The sequence below is a fragment of the Mycobacterium sp. genome, assembly GCF_032162105.1.
In the GTDB taxonomy this organism is placed as follows: Bacteria; Actinomycetota; Actinomycetes; order Mycobacteriales; family Mycobacteriaceae; genus Mycobacterium.
The window spans coordinates 1-21,125 of record NZ_JAVRPS010000446.1 but is presented as its reverse complement, the minus strand read 5'-3'; the positions used below and the strand labels follow the sequence as shown (position 1 = coordinate 21,125).

Annotated in this window: 16 protein-coding genes and 1 pseudogene; 7 read left to right on the top strand and 10 right to left on the bottom strand. The window is 69.3% G+C overall.

The genetic code is table 11. The features are described from left to right. Nucleotides 1-91: 91 nt before the first annotated feature. Nucleotides 92-946 carry an arylamine N-acetyltransferase family protein gene (locus tag QOC69_RS22715; protein WP_526443807.1) on the top strand — a complete coding sequence of 285 codons (855 nt, stop codon included), beginning with the start codon at nt 92-94 and terminating at the stop codon, nt 944-946. Here the strand turns inward: QOC69_RS22715 and QOC69_RS22710 are convergent. Together QOC69_RS22710 and QOC69_RS22705 are read right to left on the bottom strand one after the other, a co-directional pair. Next, nucleotides 943-1,989: an acyl-CoA dehydrogenase family protein gene (locus tag QOC69_RS22710; protein WP_526443860.1), complete on the bottom strand. Its 1,047-nt coding sequence runs from the start codon at nt 1,987-1,989 to the stop codon at nt 943-945. The genes QOC69_RS22715 and QOC69_RS22710 overlap by 4 nt on opposite strands. After that, nucleotides 1,978-3,132, bottom strand: a pseudogene (locus QOC69_RS22705) (acyl-CoA dehydrogenase family protein); the annotation flags it as partial. The pseudogene QOC69_RS22705 and the gene QOC69_RS22710, both read right to left, overlap by 12 nt. A gap of 85 nt (nt 3,133-3,217) precedes the next feature. On the opposite strand from QOC69_RS22705, the gene QOC69_RS22700 reads away from it, so the two are divergent. Both QOC69_RS22700 and QOC69_RS22695 read left to right on the top strand, forming a co-directional pair. Continuing rightward, nucleotides 3,218-4,144, top strand: a complete 927-nt coding sequence (locus QOC69_RS22700; RefSeq protein ID WP_526443805.1) for a helix-turn-helix domain-containing protein — start codon at nt 3,218-3,220, stop codon at nt 4,142-4,144. Between the two features lies 1 nt (nt 4,145). Further along, a complete protein-coding gene (locus QOC69_RS22695) occupies nt 4,146-4,667 on the top strand; it encodes a dihydrofolate reductase family protein (protein WP_526443803.1) in 522 nt (173 codons plus the stop codon). Here QOC69_RS22695 and QOC69_RS22690 read toward each other — a convergent pair. Next, nucleotides 4,664-5,293 (bottom strand): TetR/AcrR family transcriptional regulator, encoded by a 630-nt coding sequence (locus QOC69_RS22690; RefSeq protein ID WP_526443801.1) that lies wholly within the window; start codon nt 5,291-5,293, stop codon nt 4,664-4,666. The genes QOC69_RS22695 and QOC69_RS22690 overlap by 4 nt on opposite strands. A 325-nt stretch (nt 5,294-5,618) precedes the next feature. Between QOC69_RS22690 and QOC69_RS22685 the strand changes: the two genes are divergently transcribed. Both QOC69_RS22685 and QOC69_RS22680 read left to right on the top strand, forming a co-directional pair. Continuing rightward, nucleotides 5,619-6,422, top strand: coding sequence for an enoyl-CoA hydratase/isomerase family protein (locus QOC69_RS22685; protein WP_526443799.1), 804 nt, complete (start codon nt 5,619-5,621; stop codon nt 6,420-6,422). Between the two features lie 53 nt (nt 6,423-6,475). Further along, on the top strand, nt 6,476-8,308 hold the full coding sequence (locus QOC69_RS22680) for an acyl-CoA dehydrogenase C-terminal domain-containing protein (protein ID WP_526443797.1): 1,833 nt from the start codon (nt 6,476-6,478) through the stop codon (nt 8,306-8,308). Between the two features lie 92 nt (nt 8,309-8,400). On the opposite strand, the gene QOC69_RS22675 is transcribed toward QOC69_RS22680, so the two are convergent. Further along, nucleotides 8,401-9,870: an aldehyde dehydrogenase gene (locus QOC69_RS22675; RefSeq protein WP_526443795.1), complete on the bottom strand. Its 1,470-nt coding sequence runs from the start codon at nt 9,868-9,870 to the stop codon at nt 8,401-8,403. Nucleotides 9,871-9,925: 55 nt separating this feature from the next. Next, entirely contained in the window at nt 9,926-10,702 is a 777-nt protein-coding gene (locus tag QOC69_RS22670) for a class I SAM-dependent methyltransferase (RefSeq protein ID WP_526443792.1), read from the bottom strand. Nucleotides 10,703-10,736: 34 nt separating this feature from the next. Here QOC69_RS22670 and QOC69_RS22665 point away from each other — a divergent pair, with 34 nt between their 5' ends. Then, nucleotides 10,737-11,897: a glycosyltransferase family 4 protein gene (locus QOC69_RS22665; protein WP_526443790.1), complete on the top strand. Its 1,161-nt coding sequence runs from the start codon at nt 10,737-10,739 to the stop codon at nt 11,895-11,897. Here the strand turns inward: QOC69_RS22665 and QOC69_RS22660 are convergent. Further along, the gene (locus tag QOC69_RS22660; protein ID WP_526443788.1) at nt 11,881-13,515 is read right to left on the bottom strand and encodes an MmpA family trehalose lipid delivery protein; all 1,635 of its coding nucleotides are present in this window, start codon (nt 13,513-13,515) and stop codon (nt 11,881-11,883) included. The genes QOC69_RS22665 and QOC69_RS22660 overlap by 17 nt on opposite strands. 41 nt (nt 13,516-13,556) lie before the next feature. Then, a complete protein-coding gene (gene pgfA / locus QOC69_RS22655) occupies nt 13,557-14,765 on the bottom strand; it encodes a cell envelope lipid trafficking protein PgfA (protein WP_526443786.1) in 1,209 nt (402 codons plus the stop codon). Nucleotides 14,766-14,967: 202 nt separating this feature from the next. Here pgfA and QOC69_RS22650 point away from each other — a divergent pair, with 202 nt between their 5' ends. After that, nucleotides 14,968-16,077, top strand: a complete 1,110-nt coding sequence (locus QOC69_RS22650; RefSeq protein WP_526443858.1) for an acyltransferase family protein — start codon at nt 14,968-14,970, stop codon at nt 16,075-16,077. Here the strand turns inward: QOC69_RS22650 and QOC69_RS22645 are convergent. The 3 genes from QOC69_RS22645 to QOC69_RS22635 all read right to left on the bottom strand — a co-directional run. Further along, nucleotides 16,074-17,543: an AMP-binding protein gene (locus QOC69_RS22645; RefSeq protein ID WP_526443784.1), complete on the bottom strand. Its 1,470-nt coding sequence runs from the start codon at nt 17,541-17,543 to the stop codon at nt 16,074-16,076. The genes QOC69_RS22650 and QOC69_RS22645 overlap by 4 nt on opposite strands. Before the next feature lies 1 nt (nt 17,544). After that, complete coding sequence (locus QOC69_RS22640; protein WP_526443782.1) at nt 17,545-18,528, bottom strand: phosphotriesterase family protein; 984 nt, start codon at nt 18,526-18,528, stop codon at nt 17,545-17,547. After that, the coding region (locus QOC69_RS22635; protein ID WP_526443780.1) for an alpha-(1->3)-arabinofuranosyltransferase domain-containing protein at nt 18,525-21,125 on the bottom strand (2,601 nt) is incomplete at its 5' end. The genes QOC69_RS22640 and QOC69_RS22635, both read right to left, overlap by 4 nt.

The window sequence follows — 21,125 nt, the reverse complement described above, 5'->3', positions numbered from 1 at the left end:
GATTTCACTTCGTCGTGCCGTAGCTGTAGCTCACGTCACATCCAGTGGGTGTTCTTGACCTGAATCACAGTTGAGGTCGCACCATGGACCGATGACGAGCATTGCCACGGAACTGGATCTGGCCGGATACCTCGACCGCGTCGAGTACGGGGGATCGACGGATCCGACGCTGGACACGCTTCGCGGCCTGGTGGCCGCGCACAACCGGTCGATCCCATTCGAGAACCTCGACCCGCTGACGGGGGTACCGGTCGATGACCTCGGCCCGGCGGCGTTGACCGACAAGTTGGTGCACCGGCGCCGCGGCGGCTACTGCTACGAGCACAACGGCCTGATGGGTTTCGTGCTGGAGGCGTTGGGCTACGGCGTCGAGCGTCTCGCCGGCCGCGTGGTTTGGATGAAGGAGCCGGATGCGCCGCTGCCCGCGCTGACGCACAACGTGCTGTCGGTGACGATGCCCGGCACGGACGGACCGTTCCTGGTCGACGTCGGATTCGGCGGTCAGACCCTGTCGTCGCCGGTGCGACTGGAAGCCGGACCCGTCCAATCGACGCGGCACGAGCCGTACCGCTTGGTCGCCGATGGCTCCGATGTCACAGAGCTGACGCTCCAGGCCCAAGTCCGCGATGAATGGCAGCCGCTGTACCAGTTCAACACCCGTCCCCAGCCGCGAATCGATCTCGAGACCGGGAGTTGGTATGTCTCTACACATCCCGGGTCCTATTTCGTCACCGGGTTGACGGCGGCACTGGTGACCGACGACGAACGCCGGAATCTGCGCGGCCGCAACCTGGCGATCCATCGGGATGGCGAGACAGAGCGGATCCGGTTCGACACCGCCGCACAGGTAGTCGACGCCCTGACCGACCGGTTCGGCATCGACCTCGACGATCTCGGCGACCGGGCCGTCGTCGAGGCTCGGGTCGATGCCGTGCTGGATACTTAGGGGCCGACCACCAGATCCCACGGATCGTCGCCCGACAGTGCCATCCGCCCAAGCCTTCTCGCGTGGCACCCCGTCGTGCCGTACTCGTCGGACCAGCTGCGCGCACGCATTGTGGCCAGCCACAGCGGATGCTCGATGGTCGTCCCGATCGCGCCGTGCAACTGGTGGGCGATGGTGGTCACCGGGCCGACCGCGCGACCCACCGCCACCTTCGCCACCGTCACCGCGTAGTCGGCCCTGGAGCTGTCGAACCCGAAGTCGGCGGCCGCGGCGGTAGCCAATACCGTTGCCGCCCTGGACCGCTCGATCTGGCCGAGCATCTCGGCCAGCGCGTGCTGGACGGCCTGGAACTTGCTCAACGGGCGGCCGAACTGCTTCCGCTCGCCGATGTGCCTGACCGTGAGGTCGGCGGCCGCCGAGAAGGCGCCGATGATCTGCACGCAGCGCGCCCACGCGCCGCGGCGCGCCAACTCGTCGCCGACGGCGCGGGACAGTGCGACGGTGTCGGCCGCAGGCACGTCGAAGGCGATCGCCCCGCGCGGTTCGCCCGCCAAGGTGTGCGAGTCGACGATCTCGGCGTCGTCGAGGACGGTGACGAAGGTGGCGTCGTCGGCACGCACGGCCAGCAGTACCGGACCAGATCGGGGCCACGGTACGTCGGTCGCCGTGCCTGCGATCCTTCCGCCGTCGGGTGACGCGTCGGCGATGGCTACGGACATCGGCCCGGCGTCGGGCACTTGAAGGCCCGCCTGCTCCGCCAACCATGCTGCGAGTAGGTCGGTTTCGGCGACCGGCACCGCTGCCGCCCAGCGGGCGAGCCCGTCGAGCACCACCGCCGACTCCCGCAGACTCGCGCCCTGTGCACTGGTCAGCCGGGTCAGTCCGGTCTCCTCGAGCGTGCGCCACAGCTCGGCGTCGAACTCCTCCGGAAGGCCGCGACGCCCGAGCTTGGCGTCGAAGGAGCGCCGCCCCACGTCGTCGACGAGACGGTCGATCTCGTCACGCGGTGCGGCAGGCAGCGTCTCGCGGCTCTTGGCCACCACGCCGCGCAGCACCTCGTTGGTGCCGCCGCGGAGCGTGAACAGCGGCGAGTGCACGCGTGCGGTGGCCAGCATCGCGCGCAAGCGGGCAGCATCCGGGGACGAGCGCTCGACGTCGTCGATCAGGTCGGCCGCGACGTCGACGGACTCCTGCTCGAACCGGGTGCCGAGGTCCTTGACCATCGCGGCACTGGCGGCCGCGTCCTGACCGTCGGTGAGCGCCCGCGCGACGGACACCGACAGTTGCCGCAGCGAGATCATCCGGCCCACCAGATCGCCGACCTCGGCGGCGGTCCTGTCGTCGATACGGCCCTGCCGGGCCAGCGTTCGAATGACAGCGAAAAGCATTGTGGCGGTGGACAGAATGCGCTCTGGTCCACTGCGCTCGAAACCCAGTTCCGCGGTGACCTGGTGCCAACCGTCCCCGATCTCACCCAACACGTCGCCGTCGGACAGCGCAACGCCGTCGAACAGCACCTCGTTGAAGTGGTGCTCACCGTCCATCAGGATGATCGGGCTGACGGTCACCCCTGCCGCGTCGGTCGGCACGATGAACTGACTGAACCCGGCGTGGCGATGCTCGGGATCTCTCGGGCTGGTCCTGGCCAGCACCACGACTTGATGCGCAAGATGCGCGCCGCTGGTCCACACCTTGGTCCCGTTCAGCACCCAGCCGCCGTCGGTTCGGGTCGCCCTGGTCTGAACTGCAGCGAGGTCGGATCCCGCGCCGTGCTCGCTCATGCCGATCGCCGAGTACAGCCGGCCCGCCGCGATCCGTGGCAGCAGGCGACGGCGCTGTTCCTCGGTGCCGTAGGTCAGCAGCGCCGGGGCGACCTGTCGATCTGCGATCCAGTGCGCGCCGACCGGGGCGCCCTGGGCGAGCAATTCCTCGGTGACCACGTAGCGGTGCAGATAGCCGGCGCCAACCGTCGGCGCCCGGCCGCCGTACTCGGCGGGGATGGTCAGCCCGACGAACCCGGCGTCGGCGAGGCGGACGCTGAAGTCGGCGTCCCATCGCGACAGCCAGCAGTCGACGGCGGGCAGCCAACCGAACCGCTCCCGATCGGCGGCGAGGAAGCCCCGGATGGCCGACCGCAGTTCGGCCAGTTCGGCGTCGTTGGCGCACAGTGCGTCGAATTCGCTCACAGGATTGGTGAGTCTACTGCCGAGGTTCCCGCGTCGACGCAGCAGGAAAAGTCATGTCGCCGCACGCGGCGCGCGACGATACTCGGTGACCGTGAGTGTGCAACCGAGTTCACCGGGTCCGCGGCGCGATCGCCTGCGCGAGCTGCTCGACGCCGTCGTCGGCGGAGACAACACGGACGTCGCCGGGATGGCACGGAGCAGTCACGCCTCGGAGTTCCACTTCTCCCGTGAGGTCAGTCGGCTGACCGGCGAGCCACCCGCAGCGTTGCGCCGGCGGGTGATGCTCGAGCGCGCGGCGTGGCGGTTGCAGCGCGGTGAGGGGGTCGCGGCGGTGGCCGTCGACGAGGGCTGGTCCTCGCCCGAGGTGTTCTCCCGCGCGTTCCGCCGGACGTTCGGCGTTCCACCGTCGCAGGCCTCCGACGTGGGGTTCCGGCTGCCCGCGCCCAACGGCGTGCACTTTCACCCGCCGCAGTCGTTGTGGCTGGACGCAGGCGGCGATGCTGAGCAACCGGACGTCTCGCGGCTGATGATGGCGCACGACGTCGCCGACACCGCCTACCTGATCACGCGGGCCGCCCGCTTGTCGGAAGACCAGTGGGCCGAACCGATTTCGCCGGACCAGGTCGTCCTCGACTGGGACGGCGAGGAGCCGAGCGTCGGGGCTGTGCTCGGGGCGATCGTGTGGTCCAAGGAGGTGTGGCTGGCCAGCATCGAGGGCCGCGACCTGCCCACCCGGCCGGAACTGCGGCCGCCGGACCGGCTCGCCGCCGATCACGACGACGTCGCGACGCGGTGGACCGCGATGGTCGTCGACTACGCCGAACAGGGCCGGCTGACGGACACGGTGATCGACGCGCTGTGCGATCCACCCGAGTCGTTTCAGCTGTACGGGATCGTCGCGCACGTCCTGACCTACTCCGCGCACCGGCGGGAGCTCGCCCGCACCATGCTGACCCGCCACGGAATCGCCACCAAGCACGGCGATCCACTGGACTGGATGAGAGGAAACTGACATGGCCACCGTCTACTTCACCGCGTCGAGCCTGGACGGGTTCATCGTCGACGACGCCGACAGCCTGGACTGGCTGACGTCTCGAGCCATCGACGCCAATGGCCCGTTCGGCTATGAGGCGTTCGCGAAATCCGTTGGCGCCCTTGCGATGGGATCAGCCACCTACGACTGGGTGGTGAAGAACCATCCCGGCGACTGGATATACGAGCAGCCGTCGTGGGTGCTGACCAGCCGCCCCGAGATCATCGAGGCCGGGCACCCGGTGCAGACGTTCGACGGCGACGTCGCCGAACTGCACGCCAAACTGGTGTCGGCGGCGGCGGGCAGGGACGTCTGGGTGGTCGGCGGCGGCCACGTCGCGGCGCAGTTCGTGGCTGCCGGCCTGATCGACGAGATGATCGTGAGCTATGCCCCGTGCTCCCTGGGCTCGGGCGCGCCCGTGCTGCCGGTTCGATCGGAGTGGCGGCTGGCCGAGTCTGGGGTCAACGGTGACTTCGTCTGCGCCAGGTGGGCCGCCGCTTAGTGTTCGGTGCCCGGTATTCCGTTGCGGCGCACGAACTCCCGTGACTTGACCAGGAATTCGATCTGCTGGGCGACCTCGCGAAGGGGCTCGGCGCTGCGGGTTGACCGGCACAGCACCACCGCCCCTTCCATGGCGGCGATGCAGGTCACCGCAAGTGACCCGGCGTCGGCCTCGTCGAAGCCGTCGGTCACGAACGCGCGGGTGAGTGCAGCGCGCCAGCGGTTGAAGATCTCGCCGGCAACGGCGCTCAGCTCGGGGTCGTCGTCGGCAGAGCCGATCGCGGCCGCGACCACCGGACACCCGGCGTTGAAGTCACTGTCGACCAGCGTGCGCTCCCAGAACTCGACGAAGTTGCGTACCAAGGCAACTCCACCCTGGCCGACGGCGTCGTCGATGTCGGCGGCAATGGAATCGCCCGCGAACCGGAGGGCCTCGGTGAGGAGCTGATTCCTGCCCTCGGGGAAGTGGTAGTACACCGACCCGCGCGGCGCGCCGCTACGCGTGAGCACCTCGTCGATCGTGACGCCGGCGGCACCGCGCTCGCGCAACACCTCCGCGGCGCTCAACAACATCCGGTGACGGGTGCTGCCGCGCTTGTTCGTGGCCTTCGTGGCGATGGCCGACATCAAGCGGCTCGCACGTGCCGAAGCTGCGCCAGGCGCGACTGCACGGTGCGAGGGCTGAGCCGGAACGCCCGGGTCCGGTTGGGTCCCCGGTACGTGAATCTGCGACCGAGGATGTTGACCTCAACGATCCACATCGGCGCGCCTCCTGACTATGGCTTTCAGCATAGAACTCACAACACATGGGGGCAACGAATGTATTCCGGATCACACGTGGCTGTCGGTAAACAGCAGGTGCACGGCGGCGCACGACCAGCATCGCCTCCGACCGCCCTCGCCAGGATTATGGTCTCTTGCATAATCTGGGAGATGGGAGTTCACTCCACCCATGACCACCGCCGCCGATCCCACGTTGGAGACCGTGACCCTCGAGCGCGACGGGCACGTCCTGGTGATGGGGCTGAACCGACCTGACAAGCGCAACGCCTTCAACGTGGCCATGCTCGTCGACCTGTCCCTGGCGTACGCCCTGCTGGAGAACGACGACACCCTGCGGGCCGGCGTGCTCGTCGCGCACGGGGACCACTTCACCGCGGGCCTGGACCTGGTCGACGTCGCGCCGCTCATCGCCGAGGGCCGCAACCCGCTCCCCGACGACGGCCGCGACCCGTGGCGCCTCGACGGTGACTGGACCAAGCCGGTGGTGGCCGCCGCGCAGGGTCGCTGCCTGACCCTCGGCATCGAGTTGCTGCTGGCGGCCGACATCAGGATCGCTGCGTCGGACACCCGGTTCGCCCAGATGGAGGTACTCAGAGGCATCTACCCGTTCGGCGGCGCCACGATCCGGCTGCCGCGGCAGGCCGGGTGGGGAAACGCGATGCGGTGGCTGCTCACCGGCGACGAGTTCGACGCCACCGAAGCGCACCGGATCGGGCTGGTCCAGGAGGTCGTCGACGGTGCGGACGGGGCGAGGGCGCGGGCCCGCGAGATCGCCCACGGCATCGCCGACCGCGCCGCGCCACTGGGCGTCCAGGCCACGCTGGCGTCGGCCCACCTGGCCCGCACCCAAGGCGACGCCGCAGCGGCCGACCGGCTCCGGCCCGAGGTCACCCGCCTGTTCGGCACGGCGGATGCGGCGGAGGGCGTGCAGTCGTTCGTCGAGCGGCGGCCCGCCCAGTTTCGTGGCTACTGACCGGTAGTCGAAGCTAGGCTGAGGGGCGCTGTTCGATCGCGAAAGGCGCGGCCATGGGTCACTACAAGAGCAACGTGCGTGATCTCGAGTTCAACCTCTTCGAGGTGCTCGACCTGGAAAAGGTCCTGGCGACCGGCGAATTCGGCGACCTCGACGCCGAATCGGTGCGAGAGATGCTCGGCGAGGCGGCCAAGCAGGCCGAGGGCCCCCTCGCCGAGTCGTTCGCCGAGACCGACCGCAACCCGCCGACGTTCGACCCGGACGCGCACACCGTCACCGTGCCCGAGCCGTTCAAGAAGTCATTGCGCACCTGGCAACGGGGTGAGTGGTTCCGCATCGGGCTGTCCGACGAGATCGGCGGCGTGCCCGCGCCGGCCATGGTGGCCTGGGCCATAAACGAGTTTGCGCTCGGCGCCCAGCCCGCGGCCTTCATCTACCTCGCGGGGCCGATCCTGGCCGACATCCTCCATCACGTCGGCAACGAGCAGCAGAAGCACTGGGCGGCCATGGCGATCGACCGGAACTGGGGCGCCACCATGGTGCTCACCGAACCCGACGCCGGTTCGGATGTCGGCGCCGGACGCACCAAGGCCGTCCCCCAACCCGACGGCACCTGGCACCTCGACGGCGTGAAGCGCTTCATCACCAACGGCGACACCGACGACCTCTTCGAGAACATCCTCCACATGGTGTTGGCCCGCCCGGAGGGCGCAGGGCCAGGTAGCAAGGGGCTGAGCCTCTTCCTCGTCCCGAAGTTCCTGCCCGACCCCGAGACGGGCGACCCCGGTGAGCACAACGGCGTCTACGTCACCGGTCTCGAACACAAGATGGGACTCAAGGCGTCTGCGACCTGCGAGCTGACGTTCGGCCAGCACGGCAGGCCCGCCGTTGGATGGCTGGTCGGCGACGTGCACAACGGCATCGCGCAGATGTTCAAGATCATCGAATACGCGCGAATGATGGTGGGCACCAAGGCCATCGCCACGCTCTCGACCGGCTACCTCAACGCCCTGGGGTACGCCAAGACCCGCATCCAGGGCGCCGACATGACCCAGATGACCGACAAGACCGCGCCGCGGGTCACCATCCTGCACCACCCCGACGTGCGGCGGGCGCTGCTGGTGCAGAAGTCCTACGCCGAAGGACTCCGCGCGCTGTACCTGTACACCGCCGCCCACCAGGACGCTGCCGCTGCGGCCTTGGTGTCCGGGGCGGACGCCGGGATGGCCGAACGCGTGAACGACTTCCTGTTGCCGATCGTCAAGGGCGTCGGTTCCGAACGCGCCTACCAATGCCTCACCGAGTCGCTGCAGACCTTCGGTGGCTCGGGCTTCCTGCAGGACTACCCGATCGAGCAATACATCCGCGACGCGAAGATCGACTCGCTGTACGAGGGCACCACCGCGATCCAGGCGCAGGACTTCTTCTTCCGCAAGATCGCCCGAGACCACGGCGCCGCCCTTGGTCACGTGGCAGGCCAGATTCAGGTCTTCCTCGACGGCGAGTCGCGTCCCGAACTCGCGGAGTGCCGCGAGGTGCTGGCCGCCGCGCTGGCTGACCTGCAGGCCATGGTGGTCACCATGACCGGCTACCTGATCGCGTCGCAGCAGAACCCGCGTGACCTGTATCGCCTTGGGCTGGAGTCGGTTCCGTTCCTGCTTGCCGTCGGCGACGTGCTGATCGGCTGGCTGTTGTTGCGCAACGCGGAGATCGCACTCCAGGCGCTCGACGCGGGGCCATCCGAACGGGATCGTGCCTTCTACGAAGGCAAGATCACCGCGGCGAAGTTCTTCGCCAAGAACGTCCTCCCGCGCCTTGCGTCTGAGCGCAGGATCGTGGAATCGGTCGACCTGACGGCTATGGACCTCAGTGAGGCGTCCTTCTAGCCATCGTGGGTGACGCGAAACGTACGTTCTGCGGAAGAAGTTCGAGTGGGACGCTGCAAAACGTACGTCTCGGCGAGCGGGACGGGGTTGAGCTACGGCGTGTAGCCGAAGGGCAGCAGCACGCTCTTGGACTCGCAGTACGCCTCGATGCCTTCCCACCCGTTCTCGCGGCCGATGCCGGAGTTCTTGTAGCCGCCGAACGGCGCACCGGGATCGAACGCGTACATGTTGACCGCGTAGGTGCCGGTGCGGATCCTCTTCGCGATCTCCAGGGCCTTCGGGAAGTCCGTGGTGTAGACGCTGCCCGCCAGCCCGTACACGGAGTCGTTGGCGATCCGGATCGCGTCCTCCACGGTCTCGTAGGGGATCACCGCGAGGACCGGTCCGAAGATCTCCTCCTGGGCGATGGTCATCGAGTTGTCCACGTCGGCGAAAACGGTGGGCTCGACGAACCAGCCGCCGTCCAGACCCTCGGGCCTGCCGCCACCGGTGACGATCCGCGCGCCCTCTTCGACACCCCTCTTGATGTAGCCCTCGACGCGCTCGCGCTGCTTCTCGGAAATCAGCGGGCCGATCATGGCTCCCGGGTTGTCTGGCAGGCCGATCGGCATATTTGAGACAGCTTCCGCAAGTTTTTCTACGACCTCGTCGTAGCGCGACCGCGGGGCCAGGATGCGGGTCTGGCCAACGCAGGCCTGACCGCAGTTCATCAATCCGGAGAACACCAGCATGGGCAGCGTTGAGTCCAGGTCGGCATCCTCGAGGATGATCGCCGCGGACTTGCCGCCGAGTTCCAGGGTGCAGGCCTTCAGCTTCTCGGCCGCGATCTTGGCGACCTCCTTGCCGACGCCCGAGCTGCCGGTGAAGGTGAACTTGTCCAACTCCGGGTTCGCGGTCAGCGCGCGCCCGGTCTCGGCACCGCCGGGCATGATCGACAGCACGCCCTCTGGAAGTCCGGCCTCGGCGAACATCTCGGCCATCGCGAAAACCGACAGCGGGGTCTCGGCGGCGGGCTTCAGCACGACGGTGCAGCCGGCCAACAACGCAGGGCCGAGCTTGTTGGCGGCCAGGAAGAACGGCACGTTCCACGCGGTGACCGCGCCGACGACGCCGATCGGCTCCTTGAGCACCAGCGTCTGGCCGTAGATGCCGTCGCGGATGTCCTGCCACGTGAACTTGTCCGCGGCACCGACGTAGAAGTTGAACGACGCCATCGCCGCGCCGTACTGCATCATGTCGACGATGGTCGGCGGCTGACCCGTCTCGGCGGCGAGCAGGAACTTCAGCTCGTCGGCGCGCTCCTCCATGATCTTCACGGCGGCACCGAGAACGGCGGCCCGCTCCTCGGGGGAGGTGTGCGGCCACGGCCCTTCGTCGAAGGCCTTGCGGGCCGCGGCGCACGCGGCGTTGACGTCGGCCTCCGACGCCAGCGGCACCTTGCCGACGAGCTCTCCGGTGGCGGGTGAGTGCACTTCGATGACGTCGGACGTGGCCGGCTCGACCCACTTGCCGCCGATGAACAGCTTGTCCCACTCGGTCTTGAAGGCAGTGCTCTGTGTCATGAGCGTCACATTACCCATCGAATCGCGAAACGAGAACCTGTTGCAGTTCAGTGGTTCAGCACGGCTGCAGCACGAGCACCAGATTGCTGACCAGAAACTCCCGCAGCACGGGCACGCGTGTCATCCACCAGGCCCATCGTGGGTGGTAGCGCGGAAATGCGGCGACCAGCACCCCGGTGCTCGCAGCCCATTCCAGTCCGTCGGCCGCCGACACCGCGAACAACGACGAGCCGTAGTCGTTCTTCGGCCGATGACCGTGTTTGCGGGTGTAGCGCTCTGAGGCACGCGCGCCGCCGAGGTAGTGCGTCAACCCCATCTCGTGGCCACCGAACGGACCGAGCCACACGGTGTAGGACAGCACCACCAGCCCGCCAGGCCTGGTGATCCGCAGCATCTCGCGGCCCAGTCGCCAGGGCTGCGCGACGTGCTCGGCGACGTTCGACGACAGGCAGATGTCCACGCTGCCGTCGGCGAACGGCAGCGCCAGCCCCGAGGCCCGGACGAAGATGCCCGCGCCGGCTTCGCAAGGGTCGGTATGCATCGCATGAATCTCTCGGGGGTCGGGTTCGACGCCGACGTAGTTCAGCCCGGCATCGATGAACGCGGTGGCGAAGTAGCCAGGCCCGCCGCCCACGTCGAGCAGGGTGCGCCGGGTCGGTACGGTGCCGTGCAGTGAGGTCCACAACGAGGTGACGAGTGTGACGGTGTCGTCGGCCAGTGCGCCGTAGAAGCGGGCCGGATCGCGCTGTTCGAACCGGAACTCGCTGAGCAGGCGTACCGATCGCGCCAAGGTGGCCCGCCTGGCGAACAGATCGGTTCGGCTGGCAGGCACCGATCGAGCGTAGGCGGCGACTAGTCTGACTCGGATGTCTGCCCGTCCCTTCCGTTCCGTCTTGCTGCTGTGCTGGCGAGACACCGGGCATCCGCAGGGCGGGGGCAGTGAGGCCTATCTTCAGCGCATCGGTGCTCAGCTGGCGGCGCAGGGCGTGGACGTCACCCTGCGGACCGCCCGCTACCCGGGCGCGTCGGGCCGCGAGACCGTCGACGGCGTCACGATCAGTCGCGCAGGCGGCCCGTACACCGTCTACCTGCGTGCCGGGTTGGCCATGCTCGGCGCCAGGGTCGGGCTCGGCCCGCTGGGCCGGGTGCGTCCCGACGTGGTGGTCGACACCCAGAACGGGTTGCCGTTCCTGGCCCGTCTGGTGTTCGGTCGCCGGGCCGTCGTGCTGGTGCACCACTGCCACCGCGAGCTGTGGCCGGTGGCCGGATGGCTGTTGAGCAGAGTGGGCTGGTTCATCGAGGCGACGCTGTCGCCGCGGCTACACCGGCGCAACCAGTACGTCACGGTGTCACTGCCGTCGGCGCGCGACCTGGTCGACCTCGGAGTGCGTCCCGATCGCATCGCGGTGGTGCGCAACGGACTCGACGAGGCTCCCGCGGGCACGCTCGACCTGCCGAGGTCGGCCACTCCGCGGGTGGTCGTGTTGTCGCGGTTGGTGCCGCACAAGCAGATCGAGGATGCACTGGATGCAATCGCCCGACTGCGCCCGGTCGTGCCCGGCCTCCATCTCGACGTAGTCGGCGGTGGATGGTGGGAAGACCGTCTGGTCGCCCATGCCGAGCTGCTGGGCATATCGGACGCGGTGACGTTGCACGGCCATGTCGACGAACTCGCGAAGCACCAACTCCTGCAACGGAGTTGGGTACATCTGCTGCCGTCCTGCAAGGAGGGCTGGGGATTGGCCGTGACGGAGGCGGCCCAGCACGCGGTGCCCACCATCGGTTACCGGTCCTCAGGCGGGCTGACCGATTCGATCGTGGACGGCGTGACCGGTCTGCTCGTCGACGACAAGGACGAACTGGTCGCCCGGCTGGAGCAGCTGCTCGGCGACGACGTCTTGCGCGAGCAACTCGGGGTGAAGGCTCAGGTACGCAGCGGCGAGTTCTCCTGGCGGCAGAGCGCCGACGCCATGCACGAGGTGCTGGAGTCAGTGCTCGCCGGCCGGATGGTCAGCGGCATCGTCTAGTCGACCGCCACGTCACGACCGACCCGACGGCGCCGATGATCAACGCCGCCAGCCAGATCAGGTGCGCGGCGAACAGCACACCGCGGTGCGCCGCCGCCGGGTGCTCGCCCCCGACCCGGTACAGCGTCAGGTCGTCGTCGCGGTACGCGACCGGCAGCGCCAGCGGCGCCGACCCCGCCGACTCGACCACCACCCAGCCGACACCCGCGCGCGCTACTTCCGCGGCGTCGGCGCCCGAGGTCAGCAGGCGCTGCACCTCCCTGGCCCGCTCGCCCTCACCGGGCACCGTCCGGCCGCCGATCAACAGATCACCCGTTGCCAGCACATCTGCCGACACCCAGCGCGGCAGCGGATCGAGCACCGGCGCACGCCCGGCCCAGGCGAAGTCACGCATGCTGTCCGGCGGCAGCACCGCGACGGGCCGTGGATCGGCGTTGATCAGTGCCGCCGTCGCCGCCCACCCCGGCGGGTAGCGGACCGAGACGACCTTGCCGCCCACCCCCCACGCCAGGTCAGGCAGGACGGCCAGCAGCGCCAGGCAGCACGCGACGGCGGTGGCCACGGCGGGCAGGCGGTGCAGCGTCACGACCGCGGCCGCGCCCGCGACCGCGTAGCCGGGCATCGCCAGGGCGACCCACTTCTGCGCGTCCCGCACCACCCCCAGTCCTGGCAGCGTCCGCACGGTCGACTCGACGAACGCCAGACCGGGGCCCGTCGCCATCAGTGCGGGCAGCACGACGGCGACGGCGGCCAGCGCCAGCAGAGGCACTGCGGTGGGGCGGCGCATTGCGGTCGGCAGGCCGACGGCCACCACGGCGAGCAGTACCACGGTGGCCACGACCGCGAAAAGCGTTGTCCGCGAGTCGGGTACGGCGTGACCATTCCAGATGCCGCCGAGCCCGGCCAGGCTGAACAACGTACCGAGACCCGGTTCGGCGCGTGCGGCGAACGCAGCCACCCCCGCCGCCTGCGACGACGAGAGCGACCCGGCGACCGCCGAGGCGACCAGCCACGGCAGCGCGGCCAGCACCGCCGCGCCGAGGCTCACCGCCGCACATGCCCAGCGCGACCTGCCAGGCCCCGGCGCCAGACTGCACGTCACTGCGACGGCGGCGGCCAGCTGCAGCCCCGTCGGCGTCAGGCCGGCGAGCGCTATCCAGAACACCACCGGCCACCAGGCGCCGTCACCGCTGCGCAGGCGAAGAATCGCCGCCGCCACCCACGGCAGGCAGCCGTAGCCGACCAGCAGGCTCCAATGCCCCTGCAACATGCGCTCGGCGACGTAGGGATTCCAGATGGCCAGCGTGACTGCGACGAACTGCCCGGACAGGCCCGCGTCGGGCACCACGACGGCAGTGAGTCGGGCCGCGCCCCACCCCGCCAGCCACAGCCCGGCGATGAGCAGTGCCTTGACCACCACGCCGCCGTCGACGACGTGCGAGGCCAGCGCGATCGCGAAGTCCTGCGGCAGCGCCCGCGGCGCGGCTTCGGACAACCCCAGCGCCGCGTCGGAGAGATACGAGCGGGGCGTCGACACCGCGTCGCGCACCAACAGGTAGCCCGGCGCGAGCAGCGGCGCCGTCACCAGCAGCGACAGCGCCAGCGCGTACCCGGGCACCGCCCAACGGATGCCGGGGTGCCGAATCAGGCTGGTCGGTATCAGGCCGGTCGGTCCGGCGGCAGGTCGGACGGCCGCTGGGTGGGCAGCTTCTCGGTCTGCGCCTCGGCGGCAGGCATCGGACCGGAGTCGTCGGCGCCACGTCTGGAGAAGAACCCGTGGTCGGCGCCGTCCAGCCCAGGATCGATCAGCGCCGACTCGGCTCGCAGCGTGAACGAGCCGAGCAGCACGCCGCCGACCAGGAAGACAAGACCGAGCCCGGTGAACGTGATCGGCAGGATCCGGCCCCACAGTGCCACGGTGTCCCGCTCGTCGCGGGCAGCCGCTACCTGCGCCTCGACGGTCTCCTCGGTCGAGGTGACGTTGTAGTCGGCGAATGTCACCTCTGGCTTGAGGGCGTCGCGGGCGTAGTAGTGGAAGCCGTGTTCCTTGGCCTTGACGATGGTGCCCGACACCGGGTCCACCCAGAACGTGCGCTGCGCCGCGTAGTAGCGCTGCATGGTGACCGGCTCGGCGGGGTCACCCGGCAGGCCCCACAACTCGGCACGTGCGGTGACCTGGCTGTCCTCGTCGTTGTCGTAGAGCGAGGCGTACTTCACCGGGTCGACCAGCTTGTTGTCGCCGTCGTAGCCAACGTTCTGGGTGAACCGGTAGGTGGTCAGACCGTTGACGTCCTCTTCGGCCTCGTAGTTCGCGTCGAACGGCTTCTGCGCGATGGGGTCGAAGTAGGGGTAGGTCTTCTTCTCGGTGTTGAACGGGAAGCGGTAGGACAGGCCCTCGTGCGGTAGCGCGACGTTGGTCGGCGGGTTCTGGTCTTCGATGCTGCGGGGCTTCTGCACCGCGCCGCCCGGGTTGGTGTCGCTGGACACGGCCAAGGCCGACTTGCGGTCGAGGGTCACGGTGTCGACCATCGCCAGTAGCAGGCCGTTGTCCTGCTGCTTGTCGGTGCGCTTCAGCGTGCTGCCAACCTGCAGCGTCACCACGTCCGCGTTCGACGGCGCTTCCACGCTGAGCTGCTGCTGCAGCGAGAGCGGCACGTTCTTGCTGACGACGAACTTCTGGGCCATCAGCGACGCCGGGTCGAACGAGGTGCCGGTGCCGTCGCTGACCAGTGTGGTGTCCAGGTCGAGCGGGATCTTGGCGATCTTGCCCTCGGTGTAGGTGGACAGCAGAAGCGCGGCGATCAGTAGGGCGGCGCCCAGTCCCATGAGCCCGCACGCTGCGATACGCAGCGCCACAGCGCGGTTCAAACCGTGCCTCCTCGTCTTCGGGGTGACCACACGACTCGGTGTCCACATGCCGCCACCTGCCTAGACCAGGCGGAGGAGGCAACTCGAACGACCCTAACAGCCCCGCGATGGGCTCGACGCGTACTACAACCGCATCGGGCACACTGGCGCCGTGGGGAATGAGACCGGCGGGCAGCGTGGATTCGTCCCCGCCGTCGAGGGTATGCGCGCCTGCGCCGCAGTGGGCGTGGTGATCACCCACGTCGCCTTCCAGACCGGGCACACCACCTGGGCCACCGGCCGGCTGCTCGGCCGGTTCGATCTCGCGGTCGCGGTGTTCTTCTCGCTGTCGGGCTTCCTGTTGTGGCGCGGGCACGCCGCCGCCGCCCGCGGGCTGCGACACACACCGCCGACGGGTCATTACCTGCGGTCCCGGGTCGTGCGCATCATGCCCGGCTATCTGGTGGCCGTCGTGGTGATCCTGTGTCTTTTGCCCGACGCCAACGCCGACCTGGTGGTGTGGCTGGCCAATCTGTCGCTGACCCAGATCTACGTGCCATTGACGTTGACCGCAGGCCTGACCCAGATGTGGAGCCTGTCGGTCGAGGTCAGCTTCTACCTGGCGCTGCCGGTCCTGGCGCTGCTGGCCCGCAGGCTGCCGGTGCGTGCGCGCATCACGGCGATAGCGGTGCTCGCGGTCGCCAGCTTCGGCTGGGGGCTGATCCCGTTCGACGTGCCGTTCGGTGTCAATGCGCTGACGTGGCCCCCCGCCTTCTTCTCCTGGTTCGCCGCAGGCATGGTGCTGGCGGAGTTGGCGGTGAGCCCGGTCGGGTGGGTGCACCGGCTGGCGCGCCGCCGCGTACTGATGGCGCTGGTTGCCGCCGCCGCCTTCGGGGTGGCGGCCTCGCCGCTGGCTGGCCCGGAGGGTCTGATTCCGGGCAACCTCGGCCAGTTCGTGGTGAAGGTGGCGATGGGCACGGTGGTGGCGGCCGCGCTGCTGGCGCCGTTGGTGCTCGACCGGCCCGACACCAGCCATCGATTCCTCGGCAGCACCACCATGGTGACGCTGGGCCGGTGGTCCTATGGCCTCTTCGTCTGGCATCTGGCCGCGCTGGCGATGGTGTTCCCGGTGATCGGCGAGTTCCCGTTCAACGGACACATGTCGGTGGTGCTGGTCCTGACGGTCATCTTCGGCTTCGCGATCGCCGCGGTGAGCTACGCGCTGGTCGAGTCGCCGTGCCGGAATGCCTTGCGGCGGTGGGAAAGAAGGAACGACGTGACGCCGCTGGACAGCTCGGTCAGCGATTCGCCCGAGCCTGCCGTCGCGCGCTAGCCGGATTGCGCGGCCCGCCGCGCGATGACCTCGGCGCGCACTGCCGAGCGCCGCGCCTTGCCCGCATCGTCACGCAACGGCCGGTCGACGAACTCCACGGTGCTCGGCACCTTGTACCTTGCGACCAGGCCGGCCAGGAACTCCCGCACCGCCGCCTCGTCGAGGGGCGCACCTGCCTGCACCAGCGCGTGGGGAACTTGGCCGAGGTCCTCGTCGGGCACGCCGACGACCAAGCTGGACAAGATGTCTGGATGCTCGGCCAACGCCGCTTCGATCTCGGCCGGGTAGACGTTGCGCCCGCCGACGGTGAACATGTCGACCCGCCGGTCGGACAAATATAGGAAGCCCTCGGCGTCGAAGTAGCCGAGGTCGCCGAGCGAATCCCAGCCGTCGCGGCTCTTGGCGTCGACGCCGACGTAGCGGTAGGTGGGCGCGCTGCCCGGAGCGGGGCGCATGTAGATCTCGCCGACCACACCGGGCGGGCACTCGTCCCCGTCGTCGTCGAGCACCTTCATCTCGCCTGCGACGACGACGCCCACCGACCCCGGGTGCGTAAGGTACTGGTCGCCCGAGATGAAGGTCAACGCCTGAAGTTCGGTGCCGCCGTACAACTCCCAGATAGCCTCGGGCCCGAGTAGCTCGATCCAGGCCAGCTTGATCGCGGGCGGACACGGCGCGCCGAGGTGCCAGAACCTCCGGATCGACGACAGGTCGTAGGAGTCCGGGTCGGCGCGATACACCGGCAGCAGGCGCTGCATGACGGTCGGCACCGTGGCCAGGAACGTCACCCGGTGTTCGGTGACCAGCCGGAGGAACTCGTTGGGTTCGAACCGCGGCATGATTACCAGGTGGTGCCCGAGTAGCAGGCCCGCCGCCGCGGTCGTGAACCCGGTGTTGTGGCTCAGCGGCACGGACAGCAGGTTGACGTCGTCCTCCTGCATGCCGAGCGGGAAGCCGATCAGAGCTGGTATCCGGCTGTCCCCGCCCGCCTCGATGAGCTTTGGTCTGCCCGTGCTTCCGCCAGAGGTCATCGACTTCCACACCGGGGACACCGCCTCTGGCAGTGGCGCGTCGGAGATGGCCGGATCGGGCGCGAAATCCGCTGCTACGCTTGGCGCCTCGCCACGCGGATCGGCCCGGCCGACGATCAAGGCCCGCGGCTTGAGATCGAGGATGCCGATGAACTCGGCGACCGGCAGCCGCGCCGACAGCGGCTGCGGCACGGCGCCGAGCTTCCAGCAGGCGATGACCACCTGTATCCATTCGATCGAGTTCGGCATGGCGATCGACACGTAGTCGCCGACGCCGACGCCGAGTTCGGCGTACGCCCGGGCCAGTCGGTTCGTCGACGCGTCGAGTTCGGCGCGGGTCAGGGTGCGGCCGCCGCAGGTGACGGCAGGCGCGTCGGGCGCCGCCCGTGCCAGCGTCGAGATCTGGGTGCTCATCGGCGCGACGCGGTCGACCATGTCAGTAACCGCCCTGTGTGGAGAAGATCCGGCGCGGGTTGTCCACCAGCATGGTGGTGAGTTGTTCGTCGGTCACGCCACGTTGTTTGAGCGCGGGGATCACGTCGTTGTGGATGTGTAGATAGTGCCAGTTGGGCAAAGCGATCGGCAGCGTCGCCTCGGGCAGTGCGTCGAAGTAGCAGGAGGCGTCGTGGGACAACACCATCCGATCGGCGTGGCCGCGCTCGCACATCGTCGCGACCGTCTTCACACGCTCCTCGGTGGACAGGAAGACGTCGACGCCGAACCGGTCCATGCCGATGTAGGACCCCGCGGCGATGAGCTCCTCCAGGTAGGCGATGTCGGTGGTGTCACCGGAGTGGCCGATGACCACGCGGGACAGGTCCACGCCCTCCTCGGCGAAGATGCGCTGCTGTTCCAGCCCGCGACGCGACGCGGCGTGGGTGTGCGTCGAGATCGGCACCCCGGTCTGGCGGTGCGCGGCCGCGACGGCCCGCAGCACTCGCTCCACCCCTGGCGTCACGCCGGGTTCGTCGGTGGCGCACTTCAGGATCGAGGCCTTGATCCCGGTGTCGGCGATGCCGTGTTCGATGTCGCGGACGAACATCTCGGTCATGATCTCCGGGCCGCCGAGCGCGGCTCCCGGGCCCAGGTAGTGGAAGTACATCGGCACGTCGTTGTAGGTGTACAGGCCGGTGGCCACCACGATGTTCAGTTCGGTGGCCGCCGCGATCCTGGCGATGCGCGGAAGGTAGCGACCGAGGCCGATCACGGTGAGGTCGACGATGGTGTCCACCCCGCGGGACTTGAGCTCGTTCAGCCGCGTGATGGCGTCGGCCTCCCGCCTTGCGCCGTCGCCCCACCCCTCGGGGTAGTTCTGCGTGATCTCGGTGGTCATGATGAAGACGTGTTCGTGCATGAGTGTCACGCCGAGGTCGGCGGCGTCGATGGCGCCGCGCGCCGTGTTCAGCGTGGTCGAGTTCATGCCCCTGCTTCCGTCGACTGACCATTCGGGATGCTACGGCCGGATTGTCCTGTCTCGGGCCGGTTTCCGGCGGACTCGTTCGTCAACGGCACCGCCGACGCGGCCACCGCGCCCACGCTGATGAGCGCCAGCAACTGGACGCCCCAGGAGTGGCCGAGGTATCCGTCGACCGAGCGCCAGGGGTATTGGCTGAGCACGGCGCCGGCCAGGATCAGGCCGCCTGCGGTGGCGCCGATCGTCACGCGGTCTGACCACCTGGGGGGTAGCAACCGGCGCAGCGCGAGGCAGGCGCCTACCACCGCGGCTCCGGCCAGGCCCGCAACGACGAATCCGACTGCGAGGACGGCGAGTCCGGCCACCAGGGTGCCCGGTTGCCATGGACGCGCCGGTTCGCTGGGTGGCACCTTCCGCCGGACGGGCAGCCAGGCCAACAGGGCGAGCAACGGCAGCAGCGCCAGGCCGCCGAACAACCCGATGCGGTATGCGGTGTTCGAGGCGAACTCCAGGGTGATCGGGCCGGACGTGCCCGGCGGAATGACCCAGCCCTGCTGCCAGCCGTTGACCGTCACCGGGGTGAGGGTGGCGCCGTCGGGTGCGTGCGCCCGCCATCCCGGGTTGATGCTCTCGGGCACCACCAGCACTCGCGACGCGGCGGATTCGGTGACGTCGACCTCGCGGTGATCGGCCGTCCAGCGGCCGGTGACGGCCGCAGTGGCCGTGGCGCCGCGCACCTGCGCGGCGAGTGGGCCGGCCAACTGGACTCCGTCGACGACGAACGCCGGGCCGGGGCTGATCAGCAATTCCTGCTCGCCCGCGGGCAAGGTGGTCGGTGCGGCCTGGCATGGCCGTGCGGCGATGGGTTCGCCGTCGAGCAGGGCGCCGACGGTGGTGGCGACGGACGTCTGCACGAACTGGCCCGCGACGGCGATGATCGGGCCGCGGCCGCACGGCAGCGCGATGGCCCTGGCGCGGTTGCGCGTCGGATCGGCGGCCGCGATCGGTGCACCGCGCGCGTCGAGTGCGGTGACCTCTGCCAGGCCGGGCGGCTTGACCTGGTCGAAACCCAGTGCGGTGCGGTCGATCACGTCGTCCCAATCCAGGATCGACAACTTGATGGTGTCCGTCACCCTTGGGTGCAACGGCACCGTCTGAGCACCGCCGTCTGCGTCGAGTGGACGGACCTGTGGTCCGTCGCCGAGGTCGACGGCGACCATCGTCGGGTGCGCGGGCAGCGCCGACGAACTCGGCGTCAAGCGCAGCGCGGCGACCTCCGTCGGGGCGGGCAGGCGCACCTCGATGCTGGGAGCCGTCCGGTGCTGAACCACGCCCTGCTGCGCGGTCCACGCGGTGCGGGGGTCGCCGTCGGTGGCGGCGTATGCCGAACCGAGTACGTCGATCGGGTCGGCGTCGCCCACCGCGAAGGTGGTGTCGGGCGGTCTGATCAGGTCGGACAGGTTGGGTCCCTGCCGCGCGCGCAGCCACACCGTCGGCACCACCTTGGTGGCCGCAGGCACGGTCAGCGTGCGGCTCAGGTTGACCGGTTCCTCCGGTGAGGACGCCATCGACGCGGCGCACAGCACACCGACGGGGCCGTCCGCGCAGCCGGGGCGGCCGAGCAGGTCCGAACCCAGATCCCATTGCGCCACAGCCGAACCGGGCGGCGGCCCCGGCACCATGACGGTGTGCCGCAGGCTGACCGGCTGGGCGAACCCGGACGCGTCGTACTGGGTGACGGTGAAGTCGGTGATGCCGAACTGCACCCCGGGTGAGCCGTCGTCGGTGCCCACCGCGGTGAACCGGACCCACGGGGTTTCGCCGTATGGCAGGGCGGCGGTGAGCGGCTTGCCGGGTTGATCGAACCGCAGCGTGCTGGTGCCGTTGGCGGTGGCCACCTCGATGCGGCGGACCTGCGCGCCGACCGCTGTGGCGCTCGGGGTGATGGTGACGGTCGCGTTGGCGATGGGGTGATCGAAGTCGACCTGCAACCACTGCCCAACGGCGGCCTGCAGGGCGTTGGACACCCAACTGGTCGACGAGTCCCCGTCGATGGCCGCGGCGGGACCGAGTGCGGTGGCGACGTTGGGCAGCGACGTCGAGTCCGCCGCCGAACTGGACACCGACAGCCGGCCGCCCGGCCACTTCCCGTAGACGGGGTCGGCGCCGCCTGCCGGGTAGTCGAGGACCCGGTTGAAGGTGTGCCTGGTGTCGTCGGGGGTGCGGATCGCCGACGAGTGGTCGTCGACGCGGCCGTAGTCGGTCTCGCGCGCGACCGGGGTATCGGTGACGGTGACGACCGGTGCGGGCAACCCCGCGCGTTCGGCGTCGGCGGTGAGCAGCATCGGGCCCAGCGGTGGTTGGCCCAGCAGGCGTCGGCGTTCGTCGATTCGCAGCAGCGCCTCGGGCCCGCCGTCGACGCGGGCCATCGCGTCGGTGTCGGTGAGATAGGGCCGGGTCGGTGTCGACGTGGGCCCCGAGGCGTCCACGTGGTAGATCTCCACCGCCGGGTAGCGCGGCCTCAGCCCGCTGTCGGTGATGAATCCCGCCAGCGTCCCAGGACCGACCGGGTCGCCGAACTGCGCCACCTTCGTCAGGCCCGG

Excerpts from the sequence above, each read along its gene's own strand:
- QOC69_RS22715 (WP_526443807.1), top strand. The coding sequence starts at position 92 with ATGACGAGCATTGCCACGGAACTGGATCTGGCCGGATACCTCGACCGC.
- QOC69_RS22695 (WP_526443803.1), top strand. The coding sequence starts at position 4,146 with ATGGCCACCGTCTACTTCACCGCGTCGAGCCTGGACGGGTTCATCGTC.
- QOC69_RS22690 (WP_526443801.1), bottom strand. The coding sequence starts at position 5,293 with ATGTCGGCCATCGCCACGAAGGCCACGAACAAGCGCGGCAGCACCCGT.
- QOC69_RS22685 (WP_526443799.1), top strand. The coding sequence starts at position 5,619 with ATGACCACCGCCGCCGATCCCACGTTGGAGACCGTGACCCTCGAGCGC.
- QOC69_RS22680 (WP_526443797.1), top strand. The coding sequence starts at position 6,476 with ATGGGTCACTACAAGAGCAACGTGCGTGATCTCGAGTTCAACCTCTTC.
- QOC69_RS22675 (WP_526443795.1), bottom strand. The coding sequence starts at position 9,870 with ATGACACAGAGCACTGCCTTCAAGACCGAGTGGGACAAGCTGTTCATC.
- QOC69_RS22665 (WP_526443790.1), top strand. The coding sequence starts at position 10,737 with ATGTCTGCCCGTCCCTTCCGTTCCGTCTTGCTGCTGTGCTGGCGAGAC.
- QOC69_RS22650 (WP_526443858.1), top strand. The coding sequence starts at position 14,968 with ATGCGCGCCTGCGCCGCAGTGGGCGTGGTGATCACCCACGTCGCCTTC.
- QOC69_RS22645 (WP_526443784.1), bottom strand. The coding sequence starts at position 17,543 with ATGGTCGACCGCGTCGCGCCGATGAGCACCCAGATCTCGACGCTGGCA.
- QOC69_RS22640 (WP_526443782.1), bottom strand. The coding sequence starts at position 18,528 with ATGAACTCGACCACGCTGAACACGGCGCGCGGCGCCATCGACGCCGCC.